17 protein-coding genes are annotated in these 18,726 nt (G+C 63.3%); 5 read left to right on the top strand and 12 right to left on the bottom strand.

Going from position 1 to position 18,726, the window contains the following annotated elements; all coding sequences use genetic code 11:
* Positions 1-339: 339 nt before the first annotated feature.
* Positions 340-1,059, bottom strand: a complete 720-nt coding sequence (locus RX329_RS21220; protein WP_085394829.1) for an outer membrane protein — start codon at positions 1,057-1,059, stop codon at positions 340-342.
* Positions 1,060-1,311: 252 nt separating this feature from the next.
* On the opposite strand from RX329_RS21220, the gene RX329_RS21215 reads away from it, so the two are divergent.
* Positions 1,312-1,632: a DUF3551 domain-containing protein gene (locus RX329_RS21215; protein ID WP_018455047.1), complete on the top strand. Its 321-nt coding sequence runs from the start codon at positions 1,312-1,314 to the stop codon at positions 1,630-1,632.
* 1 nt (position 1,633) lies between these two features.
* Entirely contained in the window at positions 1,634-1,882 is a 249-nt protein-coding gene (locus tag RX329_RS21210) for a DUF3551 domain-containing protein (protein WP_018455048.1), read from the top strand.
* A 147-nt stretch (positions 1,883-2,029) separates the two neighbouring features.
* Here the strand turns inward: RX329_RS21210 and map are convergent, their stop codons facing one another.
* Together map and RX329_RS21200 are read right to left on the bottom strand one after the other, a co-directional pair.
* Positions 2,030-2,779, bottom strand: a complete 750-nt coding sequence (gene map, locus RX329_RS21205) for a type I methionyl aminopeptidase (RefSeq protein WP_204511325.1) — start codon at positions 2,777-2,779, stop codon at positions 2,030-2,032.
* A gap of 78 nt (positions 2,780-2,857) precedes the next feature.
* Positions 2,858-6,007, bottom strand: coding sequence for a GAF domain-containing protein (locus RX329_RS21200; RefSeq protein ID WP_317246381.1), 3,150 nt, complete (start codon positions 6,005-6,007; stop codon positions 2,858-2,860).
* 335 nt (positions 6,008-6,342) lie between these two features.
* On the opposite strand from RX329_RS21200, the gene RX329_RS21195 reads away from it, so the two are divergent.
* Positions 6,343-7,599 carry a hypothetical protein gene (locus RX329_RS21195; protein ID WP_317246380.1) on the top strand — a complete coding sequence of 419 codons (1,257 nt, stop codon included), beginning with the start codon at positions 6,343-6,345 and terminating at the stop codon, positions 7,597-7,599.
* A 35-nt stretch (positions 7,600-7,634) separates the two neighbouring features.
* Here RX329_RS21195 and RX329_RS21190 read toward each other — a convergent pair whose 3' ends face one another.
* Entirely contained in the window at positions 7,635-8,273 is a 639-nt protein-coding gene (locus RX329_RS21190) for an HD domain-containing protein (protein ID WP_085353295.1), read from the bottom strand.
* A 90-nt stretch (positions 8,274-8,363) separates the two neighbouring features.
* On the bottom strand, positions 8,364-8,825 hold the full coding sequence (locus RX329_RS21185; protein WP_085353296.1) for a carboxymuconolactone decarboxylase family protein: 462 nt from the start codon (positions 8,823-8,825) through the stop codon (positions 8,364-8,366).
* 137 nt (positions 8,826-8,962) lie between these two features.
* Between RX329_RS21185 and RX329_RS21180 the strand changes: the two genes are divergently transcribed.
* On the top strand, positions 8,963-10,381 hold the full coding sequence (locus RX329_RS21180; protein ID WP_085384787.1) for a PLP-dependent aminotransferase family protein: 1,419 nt from the start codon (positions 8,963-8,965) through the stop codon (positions 10,379-10,381).
* 27 nt (positions 10,382-10,408) lie between these two features.
* Here RX329_RS21180 and RX329_RS21175 read toward each other — a convergent pair whose 3' ends face one another.
* Complete coding sequence (locus RX329_RS21175) at positions 10,409-11,182, bottom strand: helix-turn-helix transcriptional regulator (protein ID WP_018455054.1); 774 nt, start codon at positions 11,180-11,182, stop codon at positions 10,409-10,411.
* A gap of 107 nt (positions 11,183-11,289) precedes the next feature.
* On the opposite strand from RX329_RS21175, the gene RX329_RS21170 reads away from it, so the two are divergent.
* Positions 11,290-12,369, top strand: coding sequence for a zinc-binding dehydrogenase (locus RX329_RS21170; RefSeq protein ID WP_018455055.1), 1,080 nt, complete (start codon positions 11,290-11,292; stop codon positions 12,367-12,369).
* Between the two features lie 77 nt (positions 12,370-12,446).
* Here the strand turns inward: RX329_RS21170 and RX329_RS21165 are convergent, their stop codons facing one another.
* The 6 genes from RX329_RS21165 to RX329_RS21140 form a co-directional block, all read right to left on the bottom strand.
* On the bottom strand, positions 12,447-13,148 hold the full coding sequence (locus RX329_RS21165) for an ABC transporter ATP-binding protein (protein ID WP_018455056.1): 702 nt from the start codon (positions 13,146-13,148) through the stop codon (positions 12,447-12,449).
* Positions 13,149-13,155: 7 nt separating this feature from the next.
* A complete protein-coding gene (locus tag RX329_RS21160) occupies positions 13,156-14,436 on the bottom strand; it encodes a lipoprotein-releasing ABC transporter permease subunit (protein WP_018455057.1) in 1,281 nt (426 codons plus the stop codon).
* A 90-nt stretch (positions 14,437-14,526) separates the two neighbouring features.
* Positions 14,527-15,846, bottom strand: coding sequence for a proline--tRNA ligase (proS, locus tag RX329_RS21155; RefSeq protein ID WP_085394834.1), 1,320 nt, complete (start codon positions 15,844-15,846; stop codon positions 14,527-14,529).
* A gap of 153 nt (positions 15,847-15,999) precedes the next feature.
* On the bottom strand, positions 16,000-17,562 hold the full coding sequence (locus tag RX329_RS21150; RefSeq protein WP_317246379.1) for a copper resistance CopC/CopD family protein: 1,563 nt from the start codon (positions 17,560-17,562) through the stop codon (positions 16,000-16,002).
* Positions 17,562-18,077, bottom strand: coding sequence for a YcnI family protein (locus RX329_RS21145; protein WP_231190891.1), 516 nt, complete (start codon positions 18,075-18,077; stop codon positions 17,562-17,564). Before RX329_RS21145 ends, RX329_RS21150 begins: the two co-directional genes overlap by 1 nt.
* Positions 18,078-18,103: 26 nt before the next feature.
* A complete protein-coding gene (locus RX329_RS21140; RefSeq protein WP_085384803.1) occupies positions 18,104-18,622 on the bottom strand; it encodes a copper chaperone PCu(A)C in 519 nt (172 codons plus the stop codon).
* Between the last annotated feature and the right edge of the window lie 104 nt (positions 18,623-18,726).

Here is an 18,726-nt window from a genome sequence, read left to right as displayed (position 1 = left end):
GCCGGAGCGGCCGATCGGCCGCGTCGTCCTGCTTTTCCCCAACCTAGGCCCGCGCCTAGAGCTGCGGGAGCACCTGGGCCCAGATCGCAATCATCCCGACAAACAGCGCGATCGACGCCAACGCGGCGGCCTCTTCAACGAAAATCCTGAACATGGCTTACTCCATGGTGAGAACGTATGAAGAACATTGTTCTCATTTCGTTCTCGGGAGTCAAGCCATCTCGACCATCTCCAAACAGAATGGTTAACCCGCTGAATTTAAGCAACAAAAAAGCCCCGGCCGATGGCCGGGGCTTTCGCCAACCGCTCGAAGTCGAGCGATCGATAGCAGTCTTTTACTCAGTAACGGCCGAGGCTCGGGCCGCCGAACTTGTAGTTCAAGCGAACGAGGCCCATGTCGACGTCCTGGCGGATGCGATCGGTGCCAACCAGGCCTGCGAACGTGACGTTCTTGTCCTGCAGGAAGATGTGGTTGTACTCGACGCCAACCGACCAGTTCGGGGCGAAACCGTACTCGAGGCCGGCACCGATCGTGCCACCCCAACGGGTCTGATCGTTCGAGGACAGCAGCGCCCCGCCAAGGGTCGAGACTTCATACTTGCTGCCGGCGACAGCCGCACCGCCCTTGGCGTAAAGGAGGACGTTGTTCCAGGCGTAGCCGATCTGACCGGTGATCAGACCGAACGAGTCGATCTTGGAGCGGTTGCGCGTCGCGAACAGCGCGCTGACGTTGTCGCCCGAGAAGTCAGCCCAGTTGCCCTGACCTTCGATACCGAACACCCACTGGCCCGACTGCATGCGGTAGCCGATCTGGCCGCCGACCGTGCCGCCGGTCGCATCGTGCGAACCCTCGCGGCCACCGCCGACGAGATCCCAAGTCGAATGGGCGGAACCGCCGCCGCCGTTGACGCCGATGTAGAAGCCGCTCCAGTCGTAGATCGCGGCGACCATCGCCGGCGCCTTGGTGTAAGGCCGCGCAGCGAGGTCAGCAGCCACCGCCGGTGCGGTCGCGCCGAGCGCGACAAGGCTCACAGCAGCAAGCAACAGATTCTTGTTCATTTGATTCCCGTTCCAGTTTCGTCGTTAGGCCCCCGGGCCGTAGCGTCGTCATAGCAGCGCTCGACAGAATTGCTGTAACCTCGACGCCACAGTTCGCGCCAAAGGATCGCGCTTCATTAATGAAGATTTACCAGCGCGCGCGGGAAACCCTTTGAAACAAGAGTTTTCATGAGTTCCATTGTCGACTACACGACATACGCAGCATGCGCGCGTAACAACGTCGCGCGCACGTTCGCGTGATTGGAGAATCGAATGCGCAGACGAATTGCTCTCCCCATTGTCGCCACATTTTCGCTCGCCCTCGCCACATTTGGTTTCACGCTTAGCGCAAGCGTGCCTGCGCGCGCGTTCGGGACCCACCATGCCTTCTGCCTCACCGGCGATGAATGGCCGGGGCTGAGCAATTGCACGTTCGACACTTACGCGCAGTGCCAGGCGAGTTCGTCGGGCCGCGCGCTCACCTGCATCGCGAACCCGTATTTCGCAGGCCAGAGCGACGATCCCTACGCGTATCAGAACAGGCCGCGCGCGCAGGTGCCGGGTTATTCGCCCGGTTACTATTTGCCGCGCTGAGATGCGTCGCGCTCGCTTCGCGCTCCTCGCGATCGGCCTGCTGCTCGCCGGCGCGCCTGCGCACGCGCAGACCTACGATCCGAGCTATCCGGTCTGCATGCAGATCTACGGTCCCGTCGGCTATTTCGATTGCCGCTACACCTCTCTCGAGCAGTGCAGATTTTTAGCCCTCGGTCGGTCAGCGACGTGCGTGGCGAACCCGTATTTTGCGCAGAAGAAGCCCCCTCGCCACTCGCGGCGCGTCAATTAAATCGGGACTTCGATATGCGGCCCGCCTTGCGTTGAGCTTCCGACGCCACGCTCGGCAATCTGGTCGGCGAGACCGGCGCCGCCGCTGGCTCTGGATGATCGAACCCGTTCGGATGCTGCCCGAGATCCGGTGGCTTGAGGAGCCTCCTTAACCAGCCATCGTAACGATCAACGGTCCGCTTCGCGTGGCGATCACGGTGTGCTCGTATTGAACGGTCGGCGCCTCGGGGCTGCTGTAGAGCGTCCATGGATCATCGCCATCCTCTGCCCATTCCGCGCCAAGGGACAGGAACGGCTCGACGGTGAACACGAGGCCTTCGCTCATGATGCGGCGTTCGGAGCGGTCGGGCCACGTTGCGATCTCCGTCGGCTCCTGGTGGAGCGACAGGCCGACGCCGTGACTGGCAAGGTTCCTGACCAGGCTGTAACCGTTCTTCCGCGCAAAGGTCCCGATGGCCTGACCGATACCGGCAATCGGTTTGCCGGCTCCGACCTGCTGCAGGCCCGTCCACATCGCCCGCCGGCCGTCCCTGCAAAGACGTTCGACCGCGCGGGTTGCGGGTGGAACGGCGAATGAGGCTCCCGTATCCGCAAAGAAGCCGTTCTTCTCGGCTGACACGTCGATGTTCACGAGGTCCCCGCGCGCGATCCGCCGATCGCCGGGGATGCCATGAGCGATCTCCTCGTTCACGCTGATGCAGGTTGCGCCCGGAAAGTCGTAGGCCAGCTCCGGAGCCGAACGTGCACCGGCGGCCTCCAGCAGCGTTCGCCCGATCTGGTCGAGCTCCGAGGTGGACATGCCCGGCTCGAGCGCCTTTCCCATTGCCTCCAGGGTATTGGCGACAATGCGCCCGATCTCCTTCAGGCGCGCGAGGTCGTTGTCATCCGAGATTGTCATGTCATGCTCTTCCGAAAGCCGGGACATAGCCCTTGTGAAGGCAGCTTGCAAACGGAAGAGATCGTTTCCAAAACGCGTTCAGATCTCGTCGAGCAAGGTGCGGACTTTGGCAGCCAGGTCTTCGATAGCGAAGGGCTTGGGAAGCAGATGCTTGCCGGCATCGAGCACGCCATTGTGAACGATTGCATTGCGCGTGTAGCCGGTGGTGAACAGCACTTTCAGCGCCGGGTATCGTTTCGACAGCTCGGCCGCCAGCTCGGCGCCGGTCATGTCGGGCATGACGACATCCGTGAACAGCAGATCTGGAACGAAACCATTTTCGATCGTCCTGATCGCCTCTTTGGCGCTGGCTGCCTCGATGACGTTGTAGCCAAGTTCGCGCAGGCTTTCGGACGAAATGTTGCGGACGCGCTCGTCGTCTTCCACGACGAGAATGGTTTCGTTCTGATGGCTTGCACCGGCGGGTATTTCTTCCTGTGACAGAGCTGAGCCCGCCTCCTCGCCGGCGAAGCGTGGAAGGTAGATCTTCACGGTCGTGCCAACATCGACTTCCGAGTAAATTTTGACATGGCCGCCCGACTGCCGCACGAAACCGTAGACCTGACTGAGGCCGAGACCGGTGCCCCTGCCCACGACCTTGGTCGTGAAAAACGGATCGAACACCTTGCCCAGCACGTCGGCCGGAATTCCCGTGCCGTTGTCCGTCACGGCCACGAGAACGTACTGCCCGGGTGCGAGTGCATACTCGCGAGCATATTTTCGGTCTATCGAGACGTTGCTGGTTTCTACTGTCAGCCTGCCGCCCTTCGGCATGGCATCGCGCGCATTGACCGCGAGGTTGATCATCGCGCTTTCCAGCTGGGCCGGGTCTGCCTTGACCCGCCAGAGGCCAGCCGCCAGCACCGTCTCGAGGCGGATCAGCTCGCCCAGCGAGCGCTCGAGCAACTCGCTCATCCCGCCGACCATCTTGTTGATGTCCACGACCTCAGGCGCGAGCGGCTGTTGGCGCGAGAACGCGAGCAGCCTCTGCGTCAACGTGGCTGCGCGATTTGCACCGTCGATGGCGCCCTCGATGAAGCGGTCTATGCTGACCTCTCCCCTGCCGAGCCGCCGCTTGGCAAGATTCAGGCTGCCGAGAATCACGGCCAGCATATTGTTGAAGTCGTGGGCAATGCCGCCGGTCAACTGCCCGACGGCTTCCATCTTCTGGGATTGCCGCAATTGCTCTTCGGCCTTCATGCGCTCGGCAATTTCGTCGGCAACACGTTGCTCCAATCCGGCGTTGAGCGCCTCGAGCCGGGTCAAGAGCTGGGCGTTGTCGATAGCGGTGGCGGCATGGCCCGCAATACCAAGCAACGCGGACTCCTGCTCGGCTTGGAATTTACCCGTCTCGGCGTGACCGAAGAAAAGTCCGCCGAAAACTTCGCCGGTGCGCGAGATCACAGGGACCGCCAGGTAGGATCGGACCGGAAGATGGCCCTCGGGCATGCCTTTCCGCGGCGCGTTCTTGCCATAGCGGGGGTCCCGCAGGATATCGTCGGACCTCACCACGCCGGAGCCCTCGAAGGTCGGGCCAAAGACGGCTGTGTTACGCGGGATCGGAAAGTTTTCAAACGCGGATCGCGGCGCACCAGACAGCGAATACAGCATGTAGCTGCCGCCATCCGGCGCCAGAACGTTGTAGAAAAAGGCGCCGAATTGAGCACCGGTGAGTCCGACGCCGGCATCCGTCACGATCTGGACGATCTTGTCGAGGTCGCGTTCGCGAGAGACCGAGGCCCCGGTATCATTGAGTATTCTGAGATGACGCTCGGTTTTCTTTTGCGCGGTGATATCCAGAACCGTTCCGATGAACCGAACAGCTTGGCCGTTGGCAAAGATGGCTTGACCGGTCGCGGCGATCCAGCGTTCGACCCCATCCTCGATGCCAATGGTCCGGTATTCCATGTTGTAGTTTGCCGGCGCGTGCGGCGTCAGCGCCGCGGAGACGGCCTCGTGGGCGCGCTGCCTGTCTTCGGGATGAAGGCCCTTCAGGAACGACCCTTCATAGCTGACTTCGGCGTCCGGCGATAAACCGAACACCTCCTTGCAGCGGCTATCCCATCGAAGAACGTTGTTGACCGGGTCGTAGTCCCAGGTGCCGATACCAGCCGCCTTGTTTGCAAGCGTCAGTCGTTCGGCGGCCTCCCGCGCCGCCTGTTCCGATCGGACGCGCTCGATGTGGGCCCACGACCGTTCGGTCACTTCGGTGAGCAAGGCGAGTTCGCGCGGCGTCCACTGGTGCGGGCCCCGGTGATGGATCGCCATCAAGGCGGTGAGTTGCCCTTCTTTGACCAAGGGCATGCAAATCGTCGAACCGATCCCGATGTTCTGGAAAGTGGCGGCTTCCTCAGGCGCAAGCTCCTTCAAATTGTCATTGATGATCAGGGGCCTGCCGGCGCCGAGCTCTCGCACCGCCTTCTTCCCGAAGTCAGCCAGGCTGTAGTGACCAAGGATATGCACCGCGCCCGGCGCCGCCCAATCCCCGCGTATGGTGAAGCCGTCCTGGTCGGGATCCATATCGGCATAGGCACAGCTCGATACCTCGAGATGCTCGCCAAGCATCCTGGTCGTCACCGCCATCACGCCGTCGGCATCGCGGGTCCTGGCCGTCTCCTTGTTGAGTGCGTCCAGGAAAAGCAGCCGGGCTTCGTTCTCCCGCACGGCCGTCTCAGCACGGCGACGCTCAACGGCCGTGCGCGTACGCTCGGCAACATCGCGAATGAGCTCCAGCTCTTCGGGGCTCCATTCGCGCGGCCCGGCATTGTTCAAATACAGCAGCGCCACGACCCCATCGGCCTCCGAGATCGGCATGTTGACGAGCGCACGCGCAGAGATCGCCTCGAGAGCCTCGGCACGATCGCCGACGCGAGGGTCTTTTTCAGCATCGGCACAGATGACGGTCTCGCCCCGCTTGAGATCTTCGATGTAGCTGCCATAGTCGCGGAAGCGCAGCACGCCTGCGAGGCTCAGGATGCCCGGTGCGTTCCAGTCGCGGACAATGGTGATGGTCTCGGCTGAGGTGTCGACCGTGCCATAGCCCGCCCGGCTGACGTTCAGGCTGCGGCCGAGCAGTTCCGCCGCAGCATAGGCGAGATCGTCGGGATTGCTGATCTCTCGGATGAAGTCGCCGAGTGTGGCTAAGACGGAATTGCGATCGGCCGAGCGGATCCCGGTCGCTGTCGTCATTGGTCTTCCCCTGCCACGTTCCTAGCTCCACGAGGAGCTACTGCTTGATCGTCCCGCTGCTGTTCGCTTCGACCACAGGTAGCCCGCCTGACTTTCTGAGTGATGCAGCCGGGTCGCGCAAATTGTCTGCGCGATAACCGCATGATGGCATTTAGGTTCCTGTCGTCACCGTCCCCTCGGGAGATGCTGTTCTGCCTGCTCCCACATCGCCGCCAGATTGCCAATCCAGCCGTCGCGGACAGACCCGTGCGGATGCGCCACCGCAAGTTGTGGCTGCGCGGATCATCGTGTAACATCGATCTCTGCTTTTCACTGCGGGTGGTCCCCGTCGTTTCATGCTCGCCCGTAGTCTGCTTGTCCTGGCCTCGCTGATGCTTCCTGGCGCATTGCACGCCGAAGGGACGCCGGCCGAGAAGACTGGATTTGCATCCAGGCTGACGATCTATCTTGCCAAGGGACCACCAGACGCCTGCGGACCGGGCTGCGACCGCTGGATCGCCATCGAGGGCGATATCGACCAGGACGCTGCGCCGCGCATTCGCCGCTTCCTTGCCGGCGTCAAGGACACGCAGCGTCCGATCTACCTCTATTCACCGGGCGGAAACGTGGAGCAGTCCTATGTCATCGGGCGGTTGTCGCGCAGCCGCAAGGCGATCGGTCGGGTTGGCCGGACCATCGCGACGGCGTGCGCCGCGGGCACGCAGGTGGACGCCGCGTGCCTGAAAATAAAAAATACCGGCGGCGAGGTGGAAGCCGAACTCACCACTTACCATGCGATGTGCAACTCGGCCTGCGGCTACCTGTTTCTCGGAGCGACATCGCGCGAGGTCGCCCCCGACGCCGCGCTGGCGGTCCATAATTCCAGGCTGGTCCTTGCCTTTCACGGGCATCCGCCTCCGGCGGCGGTCGCGGAATACAGGCAGCGCCGGATGGCCAGGGCCGATCGCGATCGCGCTGCGTTCATCGCGGCGATGGGGATCAGCCGCGAGCTAGACGATCTGATCCGGACGGTGAAGTTCGAAAACCTGCACCTGCTGACGCGCGCCGAGCTCTATCGTTTCGGCATCGACACGCGTTCGCTTGCCGAAACGGCGTGGAAACTGGAAAAGGAAGCGCGCCCCTTCGCCCGCAAGTTCGCGATGCTGAAGGAGAACGGCGCTTCGTTCCGGCCTATGGAATGGCGTCTGTCCTGCGAAAGCGGAAAGCGCGTGCCGTTGACATTCGCGCGCGAGATCGACGAGACGGCCGTCGGCAAGACCACCATCCTGGTGACGGCGGACGCCGCTCCGGACAACGCGGCCGGAGGGTCTGCGTTGCGGACCGGAAAATACGAAGTCTGGCGTGGCAGCATCGATCCGGACATGCTCAAGGCGATACTGGCGTCCCGCTCCCTCCATGTCCGCGAAACCACGCTGTTACCCGACGACAAGGCGGACATCACGAAATTCGACATCGACTTGACGGGCCTGACGTCAGTGTGGCCGCAGCTTGCGGCGTCATGCGCGGCGGCGACGCCGGCTCCGAAGAGCCCGTGGCCGGCCATTCAGCAGCCGAACGCCAGCGTAACGCCCCCGGCCGCACCGTCGCCATGAGTCAACGTGGCGAAACTCGAACATCGCGCCGAAGGTCAGCTCCGCCAGGGAGTGTTGCGGATGCGCGTGCATGCGTTCGGCTTGTGAAATGTGGGGTCGTGATCTTCGATGTAATCGAAATTGACAGTCCCGAACGTGGTCTGCGGCTTCTTCAAGGCCGAGCAGGTTTGTACCTGAAGGAATTCGTTCTTGAAATCACCGCGCGGAAATGCGGTGGTCACCTGGTCGCGCTGCTCTGGCGAGTACTCGTCATAGCCAATCCCCACGACGTCGACCAACACACCCGCATTCGTGAGAGCGATTTCCGGCCGCATGTATTGTGGAATTCCGGGCGTCGTATGTAACGCGATCGCCTCCCAAACCAGATCGGCTTTTGGCTCGTCGATGCCGTGCCCCCTCAGAAATTCGCGGGCGGCATCGGCGCCATCAACTTCAAATCGCTTGGTCTGTGTATGGTAATGGTCGACAAGCCCGAGATCATGGAACAGCGCCGCGATGTAGAGCAGCTCGGAATCGAATTTCAGATTTTGCCGATGTCCCTTGATCGCGCCGAACACAAAGACGCGGACCGAGTGGTTGAACAACATGTCGTTTTCGTACTGGCGCACCAGCTCGGCGGCCTCCCGTGCGATCTTGCTGTCGGGAATCTTCACGCCGGAAATTGCGATGGTCATTTCAAGCTCCTGCCTTGAATCGCCGATATCTCAGGACATGCCGTCGCAGTCGATGGCATGTGTTTACCCTCTTGCCGTCCGGCACCGGGGTCAGGCTGCCATCTCTTTCGCGGCCTGTGGCGTATTTCGGAAGCTGATTGCCATGCGATTGTACGCATTCATCAGGCCGATCGCGATGGTGAGATCGACGAGCTCGCGCTCCTCGAAGACGGCGCGGGCAGCCTCGTAAGCTTGATCCGGGATGCCGGTGTCGGCCACACGGGTCACCGTTTCAGCCCATGCGAGGGCGGCACGCTCCCGCTCGTCGAAGAGATGACCGCCTTCCGCCCAGGCCTGCACCAGCGCGATCTTTTCGATCTTCTGTCCGCTCTTCAGCAGATCGCGCGTGTGCATGTCGAGGCAGTAGGCGCAATTGTTGATCTGCGAAATGCGCAGATAAACCAGAGTGACGAGCGTTGCAGGAAGATTGCTCTGCATGACATAGCCGTAAACGCCGCCGAGCGCTTTCATGCCTGCGGGTGCAATGCGGTCGTAGTCGAGACGCTTAGCCATTTTCATACTCCATGATCGGTTCTGTTCGGCGGCTGTCGCCATGTACTTCCGCCATGTACTTCCCTGCCCGATAAATGGCCCCGCCCTGGTCTACAAAAAAGCACCAAGAATGGACGAAAATCGTGTACCACGGGGGCATGGTCAAACCGCTGCAGCTGGAGCTCGATCGATCTGCGAAGACGCCATTGGCGGAACAAATCCGCAGAGGTATCGGAGCTGCCATCGAGAGCGGCGTGCTGGCTCCGGGAGCTCGTCTGCCCTCATGGCAGGATTTGGCGGCTCAGCTGGGCGTGGCGCGCGGCACCGTGCGATCGGCCTACGAAAAACTTTCCTCTGCGCAACTGATCGTCGCGTCGCGCGCGACCGGAACGCGTGTTGCGGATCGACCCGCCTTTACCCCTCGGCAGGAAGCCGCTCCCCACCCCGGCTCGTTCATGGAGATGTACCAGGAGCTCACTGCGGGACCGGCCGTTTTCCAAATGGGTGTGCCCGCTCACGAGACCTTTCCCGCCAAGCTCTTCTCGAGGATGCGCACGCGGGCGGTGCGCGCGGAAACCAGCGCACCGGCCATTTATCGGGATCCCCGCGGCGAGCTGGAATTGAGGCGCGACATTGCGGCATATCTCGCGCTGGCGCGGGGGATCGAATGTGCACCGTCGCAGATCATCATCACCGGCGGCTTCAGCAGCGGCCTCGGACTGGCACTGCGGGTTCTCGGCCTCGAGCAGAAGAAGGTCTGGATGGAGGACCCGGGCTTCCCCTTCACAAGACACGGCCTTGAGCTTGCAAGGTTGTCGATCAGGCCGATCCCGGTTGATGTAGACGGCATTGACGTCCGTTACGGCCTGAAACACGCTCCTGATGCTGCGTTGGTGGTCGTGACGCCAGGACAGCAGGCACCGCTTGGCTCCACCTTGTCGCTGGCAAGACGTTCATGTCTTCTCGACTGGGCAGCCCAGGAAGGGGTGTGGGTGATCGAGGACGACTATCTGAGCGAGCTTCAGCTGAGAGGGCGGGCCACACCGGCGCTCGCCTCTCTCGATCGTTTCGGGCGCGTGATTCACATCGGGTCGTTCAGCAAGACCCTGACTCCTGCCTTGCGGCTGGGCTTCGTCGTTGCACCCGCCTCTCTGGCATCCCGTTTTGCCGAGGTAGCGGCATGCCTCGCTCCGGCGCCCGGGCCCTCCGTACAGCTCGCAACCGCCGAATTCATCCGCGACGGCCACTATCTGCGGCATCTTCGACGCACGAAGCGGGCCTATGCCGCGCAAGGCGATGCGCTGCTGAAATATTTGAAGGCACGCGCCAAGGACGTTGCGAAGGACGTTGCGATCGCCGGATTGGCCGCGGTCCTGAGACTGCCGGACGGAACCTCCGACGTCGCGATCGCGAGGGAAGCAGCATCGTTTGGGTTGGCGCCCACGCCCCTGTCGCTATGGCATGCGTCCGCGGCCTCGGCGCGATCCGGCCTGTTGCTGGGCGTCGCCACATCTCCCCACAAGAGGATCGAGGCGTCCTGCGATCGGCTCCTTCAGATCATCGACCGTCATACGTGACGAGCTTCGACCCCATGTTTCCGCAATCTACACCGGCGTGTAGATCACGAGCTTCAGCGCCGGATCGTCATTGGCCTGAAAGCTCGTGTGCTCGAACCGGAGCACGCCCTTGGTCGGATGGTTCATGATCTTGAGGCCCGCGGCAGTGCTGCGGATCTCGTGCGCCTCCCACCATTTGACGAATTCCGGACTGCCCTGGCGCAGCCGCGTCAGCAATTCCGTAAAGGCGGGATCGCCGGCCCAGACGTCGTGAGTGGCGCGAAACATCGCGACCATGCTCTTGGCGATGTCAGCCCAGCCGGCACCGTAGAATTTTCGCGTCTGCTTGTTCGTCATGACCAGCAGCAGCGTGTTGCGGTCCTGCTCGGGCAATTGTCCGAACCCGAAGATCTCCTCGGCCGCCGCGTTCCAGGCCAGCACGTCCCAGCGCCGCCCCGTGACATAGGCCGGCTGCGCCAGGCTCTCGATCATCCGCCGAACGGGGGGCGGCACGATCTCGCGCGTGAACGCGCGCCTATCGCCGTCGCGCGCAAGTGCCTTGAGATGGGCGTGCTCGGTCTTGCTGAGGCGCAACGCTCGCGCCAGCGCATCCACGGTGGTGACCGAGGGGCTGACGGTGCGGCCCTGCTCGAGGCGGATGTACCAGTCGACGCCGATGCCGGCGAGCTGCGCCACCTCTTCGCGGCGCAGGCCCGCCGTGCGACGCCGCCGGCCCGCGGGAAGCCCGACCGTCTTCGGCGACAGCTTTTCGCGGCGGGACCTGAGGAAGTCGCCGAATTCGACGCGGCGTGGGTCGGCCATGGTGACGTGCCTCGATGGAGGGCTTGGGGAATACTAGGATAATACCAGGCCTTCCTGGGCCTGGAAAGGCGGCGCATATGGGCTTCAACCCACTTTGAGGTGAGATCATGAAAGCTGCCGTATTGAAATCATTTGGATCGCCGCTTGCGATTGAGGAAGCCGCGGACCCTGTGCTCGGCACGGGCGAGGTCATCGTGGACGTCATCGCAACGCGGGTGCTGTCCTACATGAACGAGGTCTTCAGCGGGGCACGCAACTATGCCCTCGACCTGCCGATCATCCCGGGGCCAGGCGGCATCGGCCGGGTGCGCGCCATCGGCCCGGACGCAACCAAGCTCAGCGTTGGCGACTGGGTGTTCTGCGACCCGACGGTGCGCTCGCGCGACGACGCCGCAGCGCCCGACATTGCCCTGCAAGGACTCACTGCCCCCGGTGCCGGCGCCATGCGCCTGCAACAGCATTTTCGCCATGGCTCGTTCGCCGAGCAGATGCGGGTGCCGACGGAGAACGTCAAACGGCTTGGCACGATCGCGTCGGAGGACGCCACGCGATGGTGCGCGCTGGGGACGCTGCTGGTGCCCTATGGCGGCTTTCTCGCCGCCAGCCTTCAGCCCGGCGAGACCGTGCTGGTGAGCGGGGCCACCGGCAATTTCGGCAGCGCAGCCGTCTCCGTCGCGCTCGCGATGGGCGCGGCCTGCGTGGTCGCGCCCGGCCGCAACGACAAGATCTTGGCCGACCTCGTCCGCCGTTTCGGCGATCGCGTGAAGCCGGTCAAACTCTCCGGCAACGAGGATCACGACCGCGAGAGCATGAAGCGTGCGGCGCCCGGGCCGATCGACTGCGTGCTCGACATCATGCCGCCCTCGGTGAGCACGAATGTGGTGCGCGCGGCGATCATGACGGTGCGCCCCAATGGCCGCGTCGTGCTGATGGGTGGCGTCGGCATGGCCGGCGGCGCTGGCCTCGAGCTGCCCTACCCCTGGATCATGCGCAACTGCATCAGCATCCACGGCGTCTGGATGTATCCGCCGGATGCGGCAAGCCGCCTGATCGCGCTGGTGCGCGCGGGACTGCTGAGGCTGGAGGAGTACGAGGCCACGGCCTTCGACCTCGACCACGCCAATGAGGCGGTAGCCCATGCCGCAGCCAATGGCGGGCCGTTCAAATTGACGGTGATCCGGCCTTGAACCTCCCGGGAGCACCATTTTTTTCGTCAGTGCGCCCAAGCACTTGGCTACTGTGCATGGGGTTGTTTTCGCGGTTTTTACTCGAGCTCGACCACCTGGCCGTTCGACAGCGACACGCGGCGGTCCATCCGGCCGGCGAGCTCCATGTTGTGGGTCGCGATCAGCATCGAGACCTTGGTCGCCTTGACGAGCTGCATCAGGGCCTGGAAGACGTGGTCAGCGGTGTGCGGATCGAGATTGCCGGTCGGCTCGTCCGCAAACAGCACCCGCGGAGCATTGGCCACCGCGCGCGCGATTGCAACGCGCTGCTGCTCGCCGCCCGACAGCTCGGACGGACGGTGCGTGATGCGCTCGCCGAGGCCGAGATAGCCAAGGATCTCCTTGGCGCGCTTGACGCTCTCGGATTTCTTGAGGCCGCGGATCATCTGCGGCAGCATGACGTTCTCCAGCGCCGAGAACTCCGGCAACAGCCGGTGGGACTGGTAGACGAAGCCGATATCGGTGCGGCGAAGCTGGGTGCGCTCGATGTCGGGCAGTTGCGAGGTCGGCGCGCCATTGACGTAGACCTCGCCGGAATCGGGCGCTTCCAACAGACCCGCAATGTGCAGCAGCGTCGACTTGCCCGAGCCTGACGGCGCCACCAGCGCGACGGACTGGCCCGCCCACAGCGCGAGCTTGGCGCCGTCGAGGATCGTCAGCGGCACCTCGCCCTGCAAGTACTGTCGCTTTATCTCGTGGAGATAAATGACCGGTACATCTTCCGCCCCCTGCTGCTCCATCAGCCCCTCACTCGTACCGCAGCGCTTCGACGGGATCGAGGCGCGCGGCGCGCCAGGACGGATACAGCGTCGCCAGGAACGACAGCGTCAGCGCCATGATCACGACGGCCGAGGTCTCGCCGATGTCGATCTCGGCGGGCAGCTTCGACAGGAAATATAGCTCTGGCGAAAACAGTTCGGTGCTGGTCAGCCAGGACAGGAATTGCCTGATCGATTCGATGTTCAGGCAGATCACCAGCCCGACGATGAAGCCGACCATCGTACCGACCACGCCGATCGAGGCGCCCGTGATCAGGAAGATGCGCATGATCGAGCCTTGCGAGGCCCCCATGGTCCGCAGGATCGCGATGTCGCTGCCCTTGTCCTTCACCAGCATGATCAGGCCGGAAACGATGTTGAGCGCGGCGACCAGCACGATCATGGTGAGGATCAGGAACATCACGTTGCGTTCGACCTGGAGCGCGTTGAAGAAGGTCGAGTTGCGCTGCCGCCAGTCCACCAGAAACACCGGCCGGCCCGCCGCCTCCGTCACGGCCTGGCGGAACGCGACGATCTGATCCGGATTGGTGGTGAAGACCTCGATCGAGGTGACGTCGTTGCTGCGGTTGAAATAGGCCTGCGCCTCCGCGAGCGGCATGAACACGAAGCCGAGATCATACTCGGACATGCCGATCTCGAACACCGCGGCGATCTTGTACGGCTTGATGCGCGGTGTCGTGCCCATTGGCGTGACTGCGCCCTTAGGCGCCACCAGCGTGATGCTGTCGCCGGCGTGCAGCGACAGCTGGTCAGCGAGGCGCCGGCCGATCGCGACCCCCTGCCCGTCATCAAAACCCTCGAGCGAGCCCTGCTTGATGTTCTTGGCGATCGAGGTGAGGTTGTTGAGGTCGTCGGAGCGGATGCCGCGCACCAGGACGCCGGAGGCGTTCCACGGCGATGACGCCAGCGCCTGGCCGTCCACCACGGGCGCGGCGAGCCGAATGCCCTGGACCTGACTGAGGCGGTCGGCGACGTCCTTCCAGTCGGTCAGCGGCGATTCCAGCGGCTGGACCAGGATGTGGCCGTTGAGCCCGAGGATCTTGTCGAGCAGCTCCTTGCGGAAGCCGTTCATGACGGCCATGACGATAATCAGTGTCGCCACGCCCAGCATGATGCCGAGGAAGGAGAACCCAGCGATGACCGAGATGAATCCCTCCTTGCGGCGCGCCCGTAGGTAACGCCCCGACAGCATCCACTCGAATGGCGCAAAAGGCGCGGTTTGAACAGTTTCGGTCATGGTCTCATCCATCGCTCGATAGTCCCATGATTCGGGGTCAAATGTGGCCGGATTGGCGGCCGCGATCTCGGGCGATGAACAATATTCAGCCGACCAGCCTTATCAGCCCACAAGTCTTGCGACCGCGTCCGCAGGCGACATGATCTCGCGGGCGCCGTCACTTCGCCGCTTGAGCTCGACCTTGCCGTCGGCGAGCCCTTTCGGCCCGATCATGATCTGCCACGGAATGCCGATCAGGTCGGCGGCGGCGAATTTGGCTCCGGCGCGCTGGTCGGTGTCGTCGTAGAGCACGTCGACGCACTTGGCGGACAGCTCCGCATAGAGCTTCTCGCAGGCCGCATCGACCGCGGCATCGCCCTGCTTGAGGTTGAGAATCGACACGCGGAACGGGGCAACGGCCTCCGGCCATTTGATGCCGGCATCGTCATGGCAGGCCTCGATAATGGCGCCGAGCAGGCGCGAGACGCCGACGCCGTAGGAGCCGCCGTGGATCGGCACGTCGACACCGTCGGGGCCTGCCACCAGCGCCTTCATCGCCTCGGAATACTTCGTGCCGAAATAGAAGATCTGCCCGACCTCGATACCGCGGGTGTTCACCCGCTTGTCCGCGGGCACTTCCTGCTCGAAGCGCGCGGCGTCGTGAACGTCTTCCGTCGCCGCATAGACCGACGTCCATTGCTTGATGATCGGCGTCAAATCGCTCTCATAGTCGACGTCCTCGCCCGGCACCGGCAGGTCCAGCACGTCGCGATTGATGAACACGCCGGATTCGCCGGTCTCGGCCAGCACAATGAACTCATGACTGAGATCGCCGCCGATCGGGCCGGTCTCGGCGCGCATCGGGATCGCCTTCAGCCCCATCCGCGCGAAGGTGCGCAAATACGCGACGAACATCTTGTTGTAGGCGACGCGCGCCGCGGCCTCGTTGAGGTCGAATGAATAGGCGTCCTTCATCAGGAACTCGCGGCCGCGCATCACGCCGAAGCGCGGACGCTGCTCGTCGCGGAATTTCCATTGAATATGATAGAGATTCAGCGGCAGGCTCTTGTAGGACTTCACATAGGCGCGGAAGATCTCGGTGATCATTTCCTCGTTGGTCGGGCCATACAGCAGCTCACGCTTGTGCCGGTCGGCGATGCGCAGCATCTCGGGGCCATAGGCATCGTAGCGGCCGCTCTCGCGCCAGAGGTCGGCAAGCTGCAGCGTCGGCATCAACAGTTCCAGCGCGCCAGAGCGGTCCTGCTCCTCGCGCACGATCTGCTCGATCTTCTTGAGCACGCGGAAGCCGAGCGGCAGCCAGGCATAGATGCCGGCGGCCTCCTGCCGGATCATGCCGGCACGCAGCATCAGCCGATGCGAGACGATCTCCGCCTCTTTCGGATTTTCCTTCAGAATGGGCAGAAAGAACCGCGACAACCGCATGGCAATACTCGAGGAATCAGTGATGACTTGCAGTGAAACCGGATTGGGAGCCAAAACACAAGACCGGGAATGAGGAAAACCCGCTAACACAGCGGAATTCCTGTCATTTTTCCGTCGACTTCAGATTCGACGTGATGTGCCGAAGAGCCCGATTCAGGGCGCCGCCACCTCAAGCTCGTCCTCCAGCGTGATCTTCTCGAAATCGCTCACCAGCGCGTCGATCCGCACATGCCAGCGGCCCGCAAAGGGCAGCTCGACCTTGCGCACGTGCCAGTAGCTGTCCGGCCCGAGCGAGGCGTTCCGCTCCATCGGCTCGATGCCGCGTTCGGGCAGACTCAGCGTCAGCGTCACCTCCTTGGCCTCCAGCACCGCCCCCTCGCCAGTCATGAGCTGCAGGACGAAATCGTCGATACCCGCCTTACCCGGCGAGACCAGGATCTGAAACATCGCCCTCTCCGTATGGATGTGGATCGCCAGCGGGGTCTCCGGAACGATCGTCCGCGGCGGCGGCGTGAAGCGCCAGCCGGCGACCACGGCGAAGATGCCGAGCGCGATGGCGCATTCGATCACGATCGAGCGCTTCAGGGCCGGCGCAGCCTTGTGATCTCCCGCCAGCGCCGGGGTCAGGCGGAAGCGGTTGAGCGCGGCAAGCGCCAACAGCACGAGGACCAGCGCGAGCTTGATCGAGAGGATGAGCCCGTAGCGGGTCTCGACCAATGCAGACGGATTCTCAAGCTGGACGATGGCGAGCGCGAGGCCGGTCAATGCGAGAACACCAACGACCGGCGCGGCGAGGCGAGAAAAGCGGTTCACGATAGGCAATGCCACGGCGGGCCGCTTCGATAACAGGGCGACCAGCGGTGCGAGGGCTCCAATCCAGAAGGCAACACCAAGACCATGGACAAAGATTGCCGGCCGGGTCAACAGTTCGGGCGGTGCCGTAGCGGCGTGCCCGGTCATTGCCAGCGACAAGCCGACGCCGACGAAGGCAATAATGGCCAGAGCGCGCGCGCACCACGCGCTGCCTAGCGCCAGCAATGCGAACAGCATTGCAGCGACGGCCACGAGCAAGGCGGGGCCCGCGCTGGTCCCGAATGCCACTTTCCAGGGAGCCATCGTCGCGAGAGCCGACAACGGTAGCCCGAGGAGATCCAGCCCCAACACACCAAGGGACGCCACCGCGCTCGGGACGCCGATGGCAAGCGCCACGCACGGAACAGTTATGCCGGTCATCGACCACGCAACCCAGCGTGCAAAGAAAACGCCGCCGACGCCGACGAACAGGCCAAGATAGAGACCGACCCGCGCCAGCCAGATCAGCACGTTCAATCCGCGATCGGCGTTTGCGGGAGGTTGCGTCCCCGTCGGCATGCCGATAGAGAAGATCACCGATCCCGTGACGGGATGGCCGTCCTGCGAGATCACGCGATAGCTGACGACCGCCGTGCCCTGCGGCATGTTCATCGGCATCGCGACCGAGATGGTCTCGCCCGATGCGTTGACGCGCACATCATCCCGCGCCCTGCCCGCGCCGTCGATCAGCCGGATCGCGCCCGGCGTGACCGCCTCGTTGAAGTGCAGCTCCACGGCCTTCGGCGCGCTCGCGAGCATGCTGCCGCTCGCCGGCTCGACCGCGACGAGCGCCGCGTGCGCCGAGGCGCCGGTCGCTAAACCGACAAAGAGGAGCAGCGTCGCGAACGCGGCGAGCAGGCGCATCAGGGTTTTGGCAGGAGTTTCAGGCCAGGCGCCGGTGACTTGTCCTCGTGCGAATGCCCGGTCCCATCCGCGGGGATCTCGATCCAGCGGCTGACGCCCGTCTCGCATTCCTGGACGACGGGGAAATACAGCGTCGTATTCGGCTTCAGGCTCGTGGTGAGGAAGCTGCTGATGACGAACTCATCGTAATTGTGGTCCGGCAGCTTGCCGCCGGACCAGGCCACCTCCTTGACGCCGGAGGAAAGCTTGTTGCCGTGGTAGTCGTACTCATTGGCGTATTTGCCCTCGACGATATCGACGGTCCAGCCCGCCTTCGGCATCGGTTTCACCGCGATCACGCCTTCCGGAATCTGCACCCGGATCTTCACCGTGGGCGAGCCCTTGCAGCCGTGCGGCACGGCGAAGACGGCCTTGTAGTAGGAGCCGACCGCCGCCTGTTTGGTCTCTAGCGTGATATGCGCCGCCGCGGGCGACGCTGCGAGCGCGGCGATCAAACTCGCAAGGATTCGATGCATTGTCATGGAAGGCTTGATCTGTTTCATCACATCTTCATTCCCGAATGATCCGGCATTTTCTTCATCATGTGTCCGCTATCGCCGGGCGCCTGGGCGCCGACGCCCTGGACATCGAGGGAGACGACGACCTTGCCGGCCTTCTCGAACTGAAGCGTCACGGGGACCTTGTCGCCCTGCTTGAAGGGGCCCTTCAGCTCCTGGAGCATCAGGTGGTAGCTGCCGGGGGCGAACTTCACCGTCTTGCCGGGATCGATCACCAGGCCCTTGTCGAGCAGGCGCATCTTCATCACGCCGTTCTCCATCGCCATCTCGTGAACCTCGGCCTTCCCCGCGATATCCGCGGAAACGCTGACCAGCTTGTCGGCCACTGTGCCCTTGTTCTCGATGGTGAGATAGCCGCCGGCGACCTTGGCGCCGCCCGGCGTCGCCCGGCTCCACGGTTGCGAGATGACAAGATCGCCCGCCTTGACGTCGTCGGCCCGTGCGACGGCATAGCCGGTCAGCAATAGCGAAATTGTAAGCAGAGCTCGTCCGATAGTCTTCATGTTGATTGCCTCTTTCTCGATTGATCCGGCCACGGATGGCCCTGCATTCTTCCACGACGACCTTCCGCCACCGTCAGCATCGGCATTCGAATGCCGGCCTGCCG

The organism is Bradyrhizobium sp. BWC-3-1 (assembly GCF_032917965.1).
Lineage (GTDB): Bacteria > Pseudomonadota > Alphaproteobacteria > Rhizobiales > Xanthobacteraceae > Bradyrhizobium > Bradyrhizobium canariense_D.
This window is presented reverse-complemented; position numbering and strand designations above follow the sequence as displayed.

Coding starts and splice junctions, on each gene's coding strand:
- RX329_RS21220 (WP_085394829.1), bottom strand. CDS start 1,059: ATGAACAAGAATCTGTTGCTTGCTGCTGTGAGCCTTGTCGCGCTCGGC.
- RX329_RS21215 (WP_018455047.1), top strand. CDS start 1,312: ATGCGCAGACGAATTGCTCTCCCCATTGTCGCCACATTTTCGCTCGCC.
- RX329_RS21210 (WP_018455048.1), top strand. CDS start 1,634: ATGCGTCGCGCTCGCTTCGCGCTCCTCGCGATCGGCCTGCTGCTCGCC.
- map (WP_204511325.1), bottom strand. CDS start 2,779: ATGACAATCTCGGATGACAACGACCTCGCGCGCCTGAAGGAGATCGGG.
- RX329_RS21200 (WP_317246381.1), bottom strand. CDS start 6,007: ATGACGACAGCGACCGGGATCCGCTCGGCCGATCGCAATTCCGTCTTA.
- RX329_RS21195 (WP_317246380.1), top strand. CDS start 6,343: ATGCTCGCCCGTAGTCTGCTTGTCCTGGCCTCGCTGATGCTTCCTGGC.
- RX329_RS21190 (WP_085353295.1), bottom strand. CDS start 8,273: ATGACCATCGCAATTTCCGGCGTGAAGATTCCCGACAGCAAGATCGCA.
- RX329_RS21185 (WP_085353296.1), bottom strand. CDS start 8,825: ATGGCTAAGCGTCTCGACTACGACCGCATTGCACCCGCAGGCATGAAA.
- RX329_RS21180 (WP_085384787.1), top strand. CDS start 8,963: ATGGTCAAACCGCTGCAGCTGGAGCTCGATCGATCTGCGAAGACGCCA.
- RX329_RS21175 (WP_018455054.1), bottom strand. CDS start 11,182: ATGGCCGACCCACGCCGCGTCGAATTCGGCGACTTCCTCAGGTCCCGC.
- RX329_RS21170 (WP_018455055.1), top strand. CDS start 11,290: ATGAAAGCTGCCGTATTGAAATCATTTGGATCGCCGCTTGCGATTGAG.
- RX329_RS21165 (WP_018455056.1), bottom strand. CDS start 13,148: ATGGAGCAGCAGGGGGCGGAAGATGTACCGGTCATTTATCTCCACGAG.
- RX329_RS21160 (WP_018455057.1), bottom strand. CDS start 14,436: ATGGATGAGACCATGACCGAAACTGTTCAAACCGCGCCTTTTGCGCCA.
- proS (WP_085394834.1), bottom strand. CDS start 15,846: ATGCGGTTGTCGCGGTTCTTTCTGCCCATTCTGAAGGAAAATCCGAAA.
- RX329_RS21150 (WP_317246379.1), bottom strand. CDS start 17,562: ATGCGCCTGCTCGCCGCGTTCGCGACGCTGCTCCTCTTTGTCGGTTTA.
- RX329_RS21145 (WP_231190891.1), bottom strand. CDS start 18,077: ATGCATCGAATCCTTGCGAGTTTGATCGCCGCGCTCGCAGCGTCGCCC.
- RX329_RS21140 (WP_085384803.1), bottom strand. CDS start 18,622: ATGAAGACTATCGGACGAGCTCTGCTTACAATTTCGCTATTGCTGACC.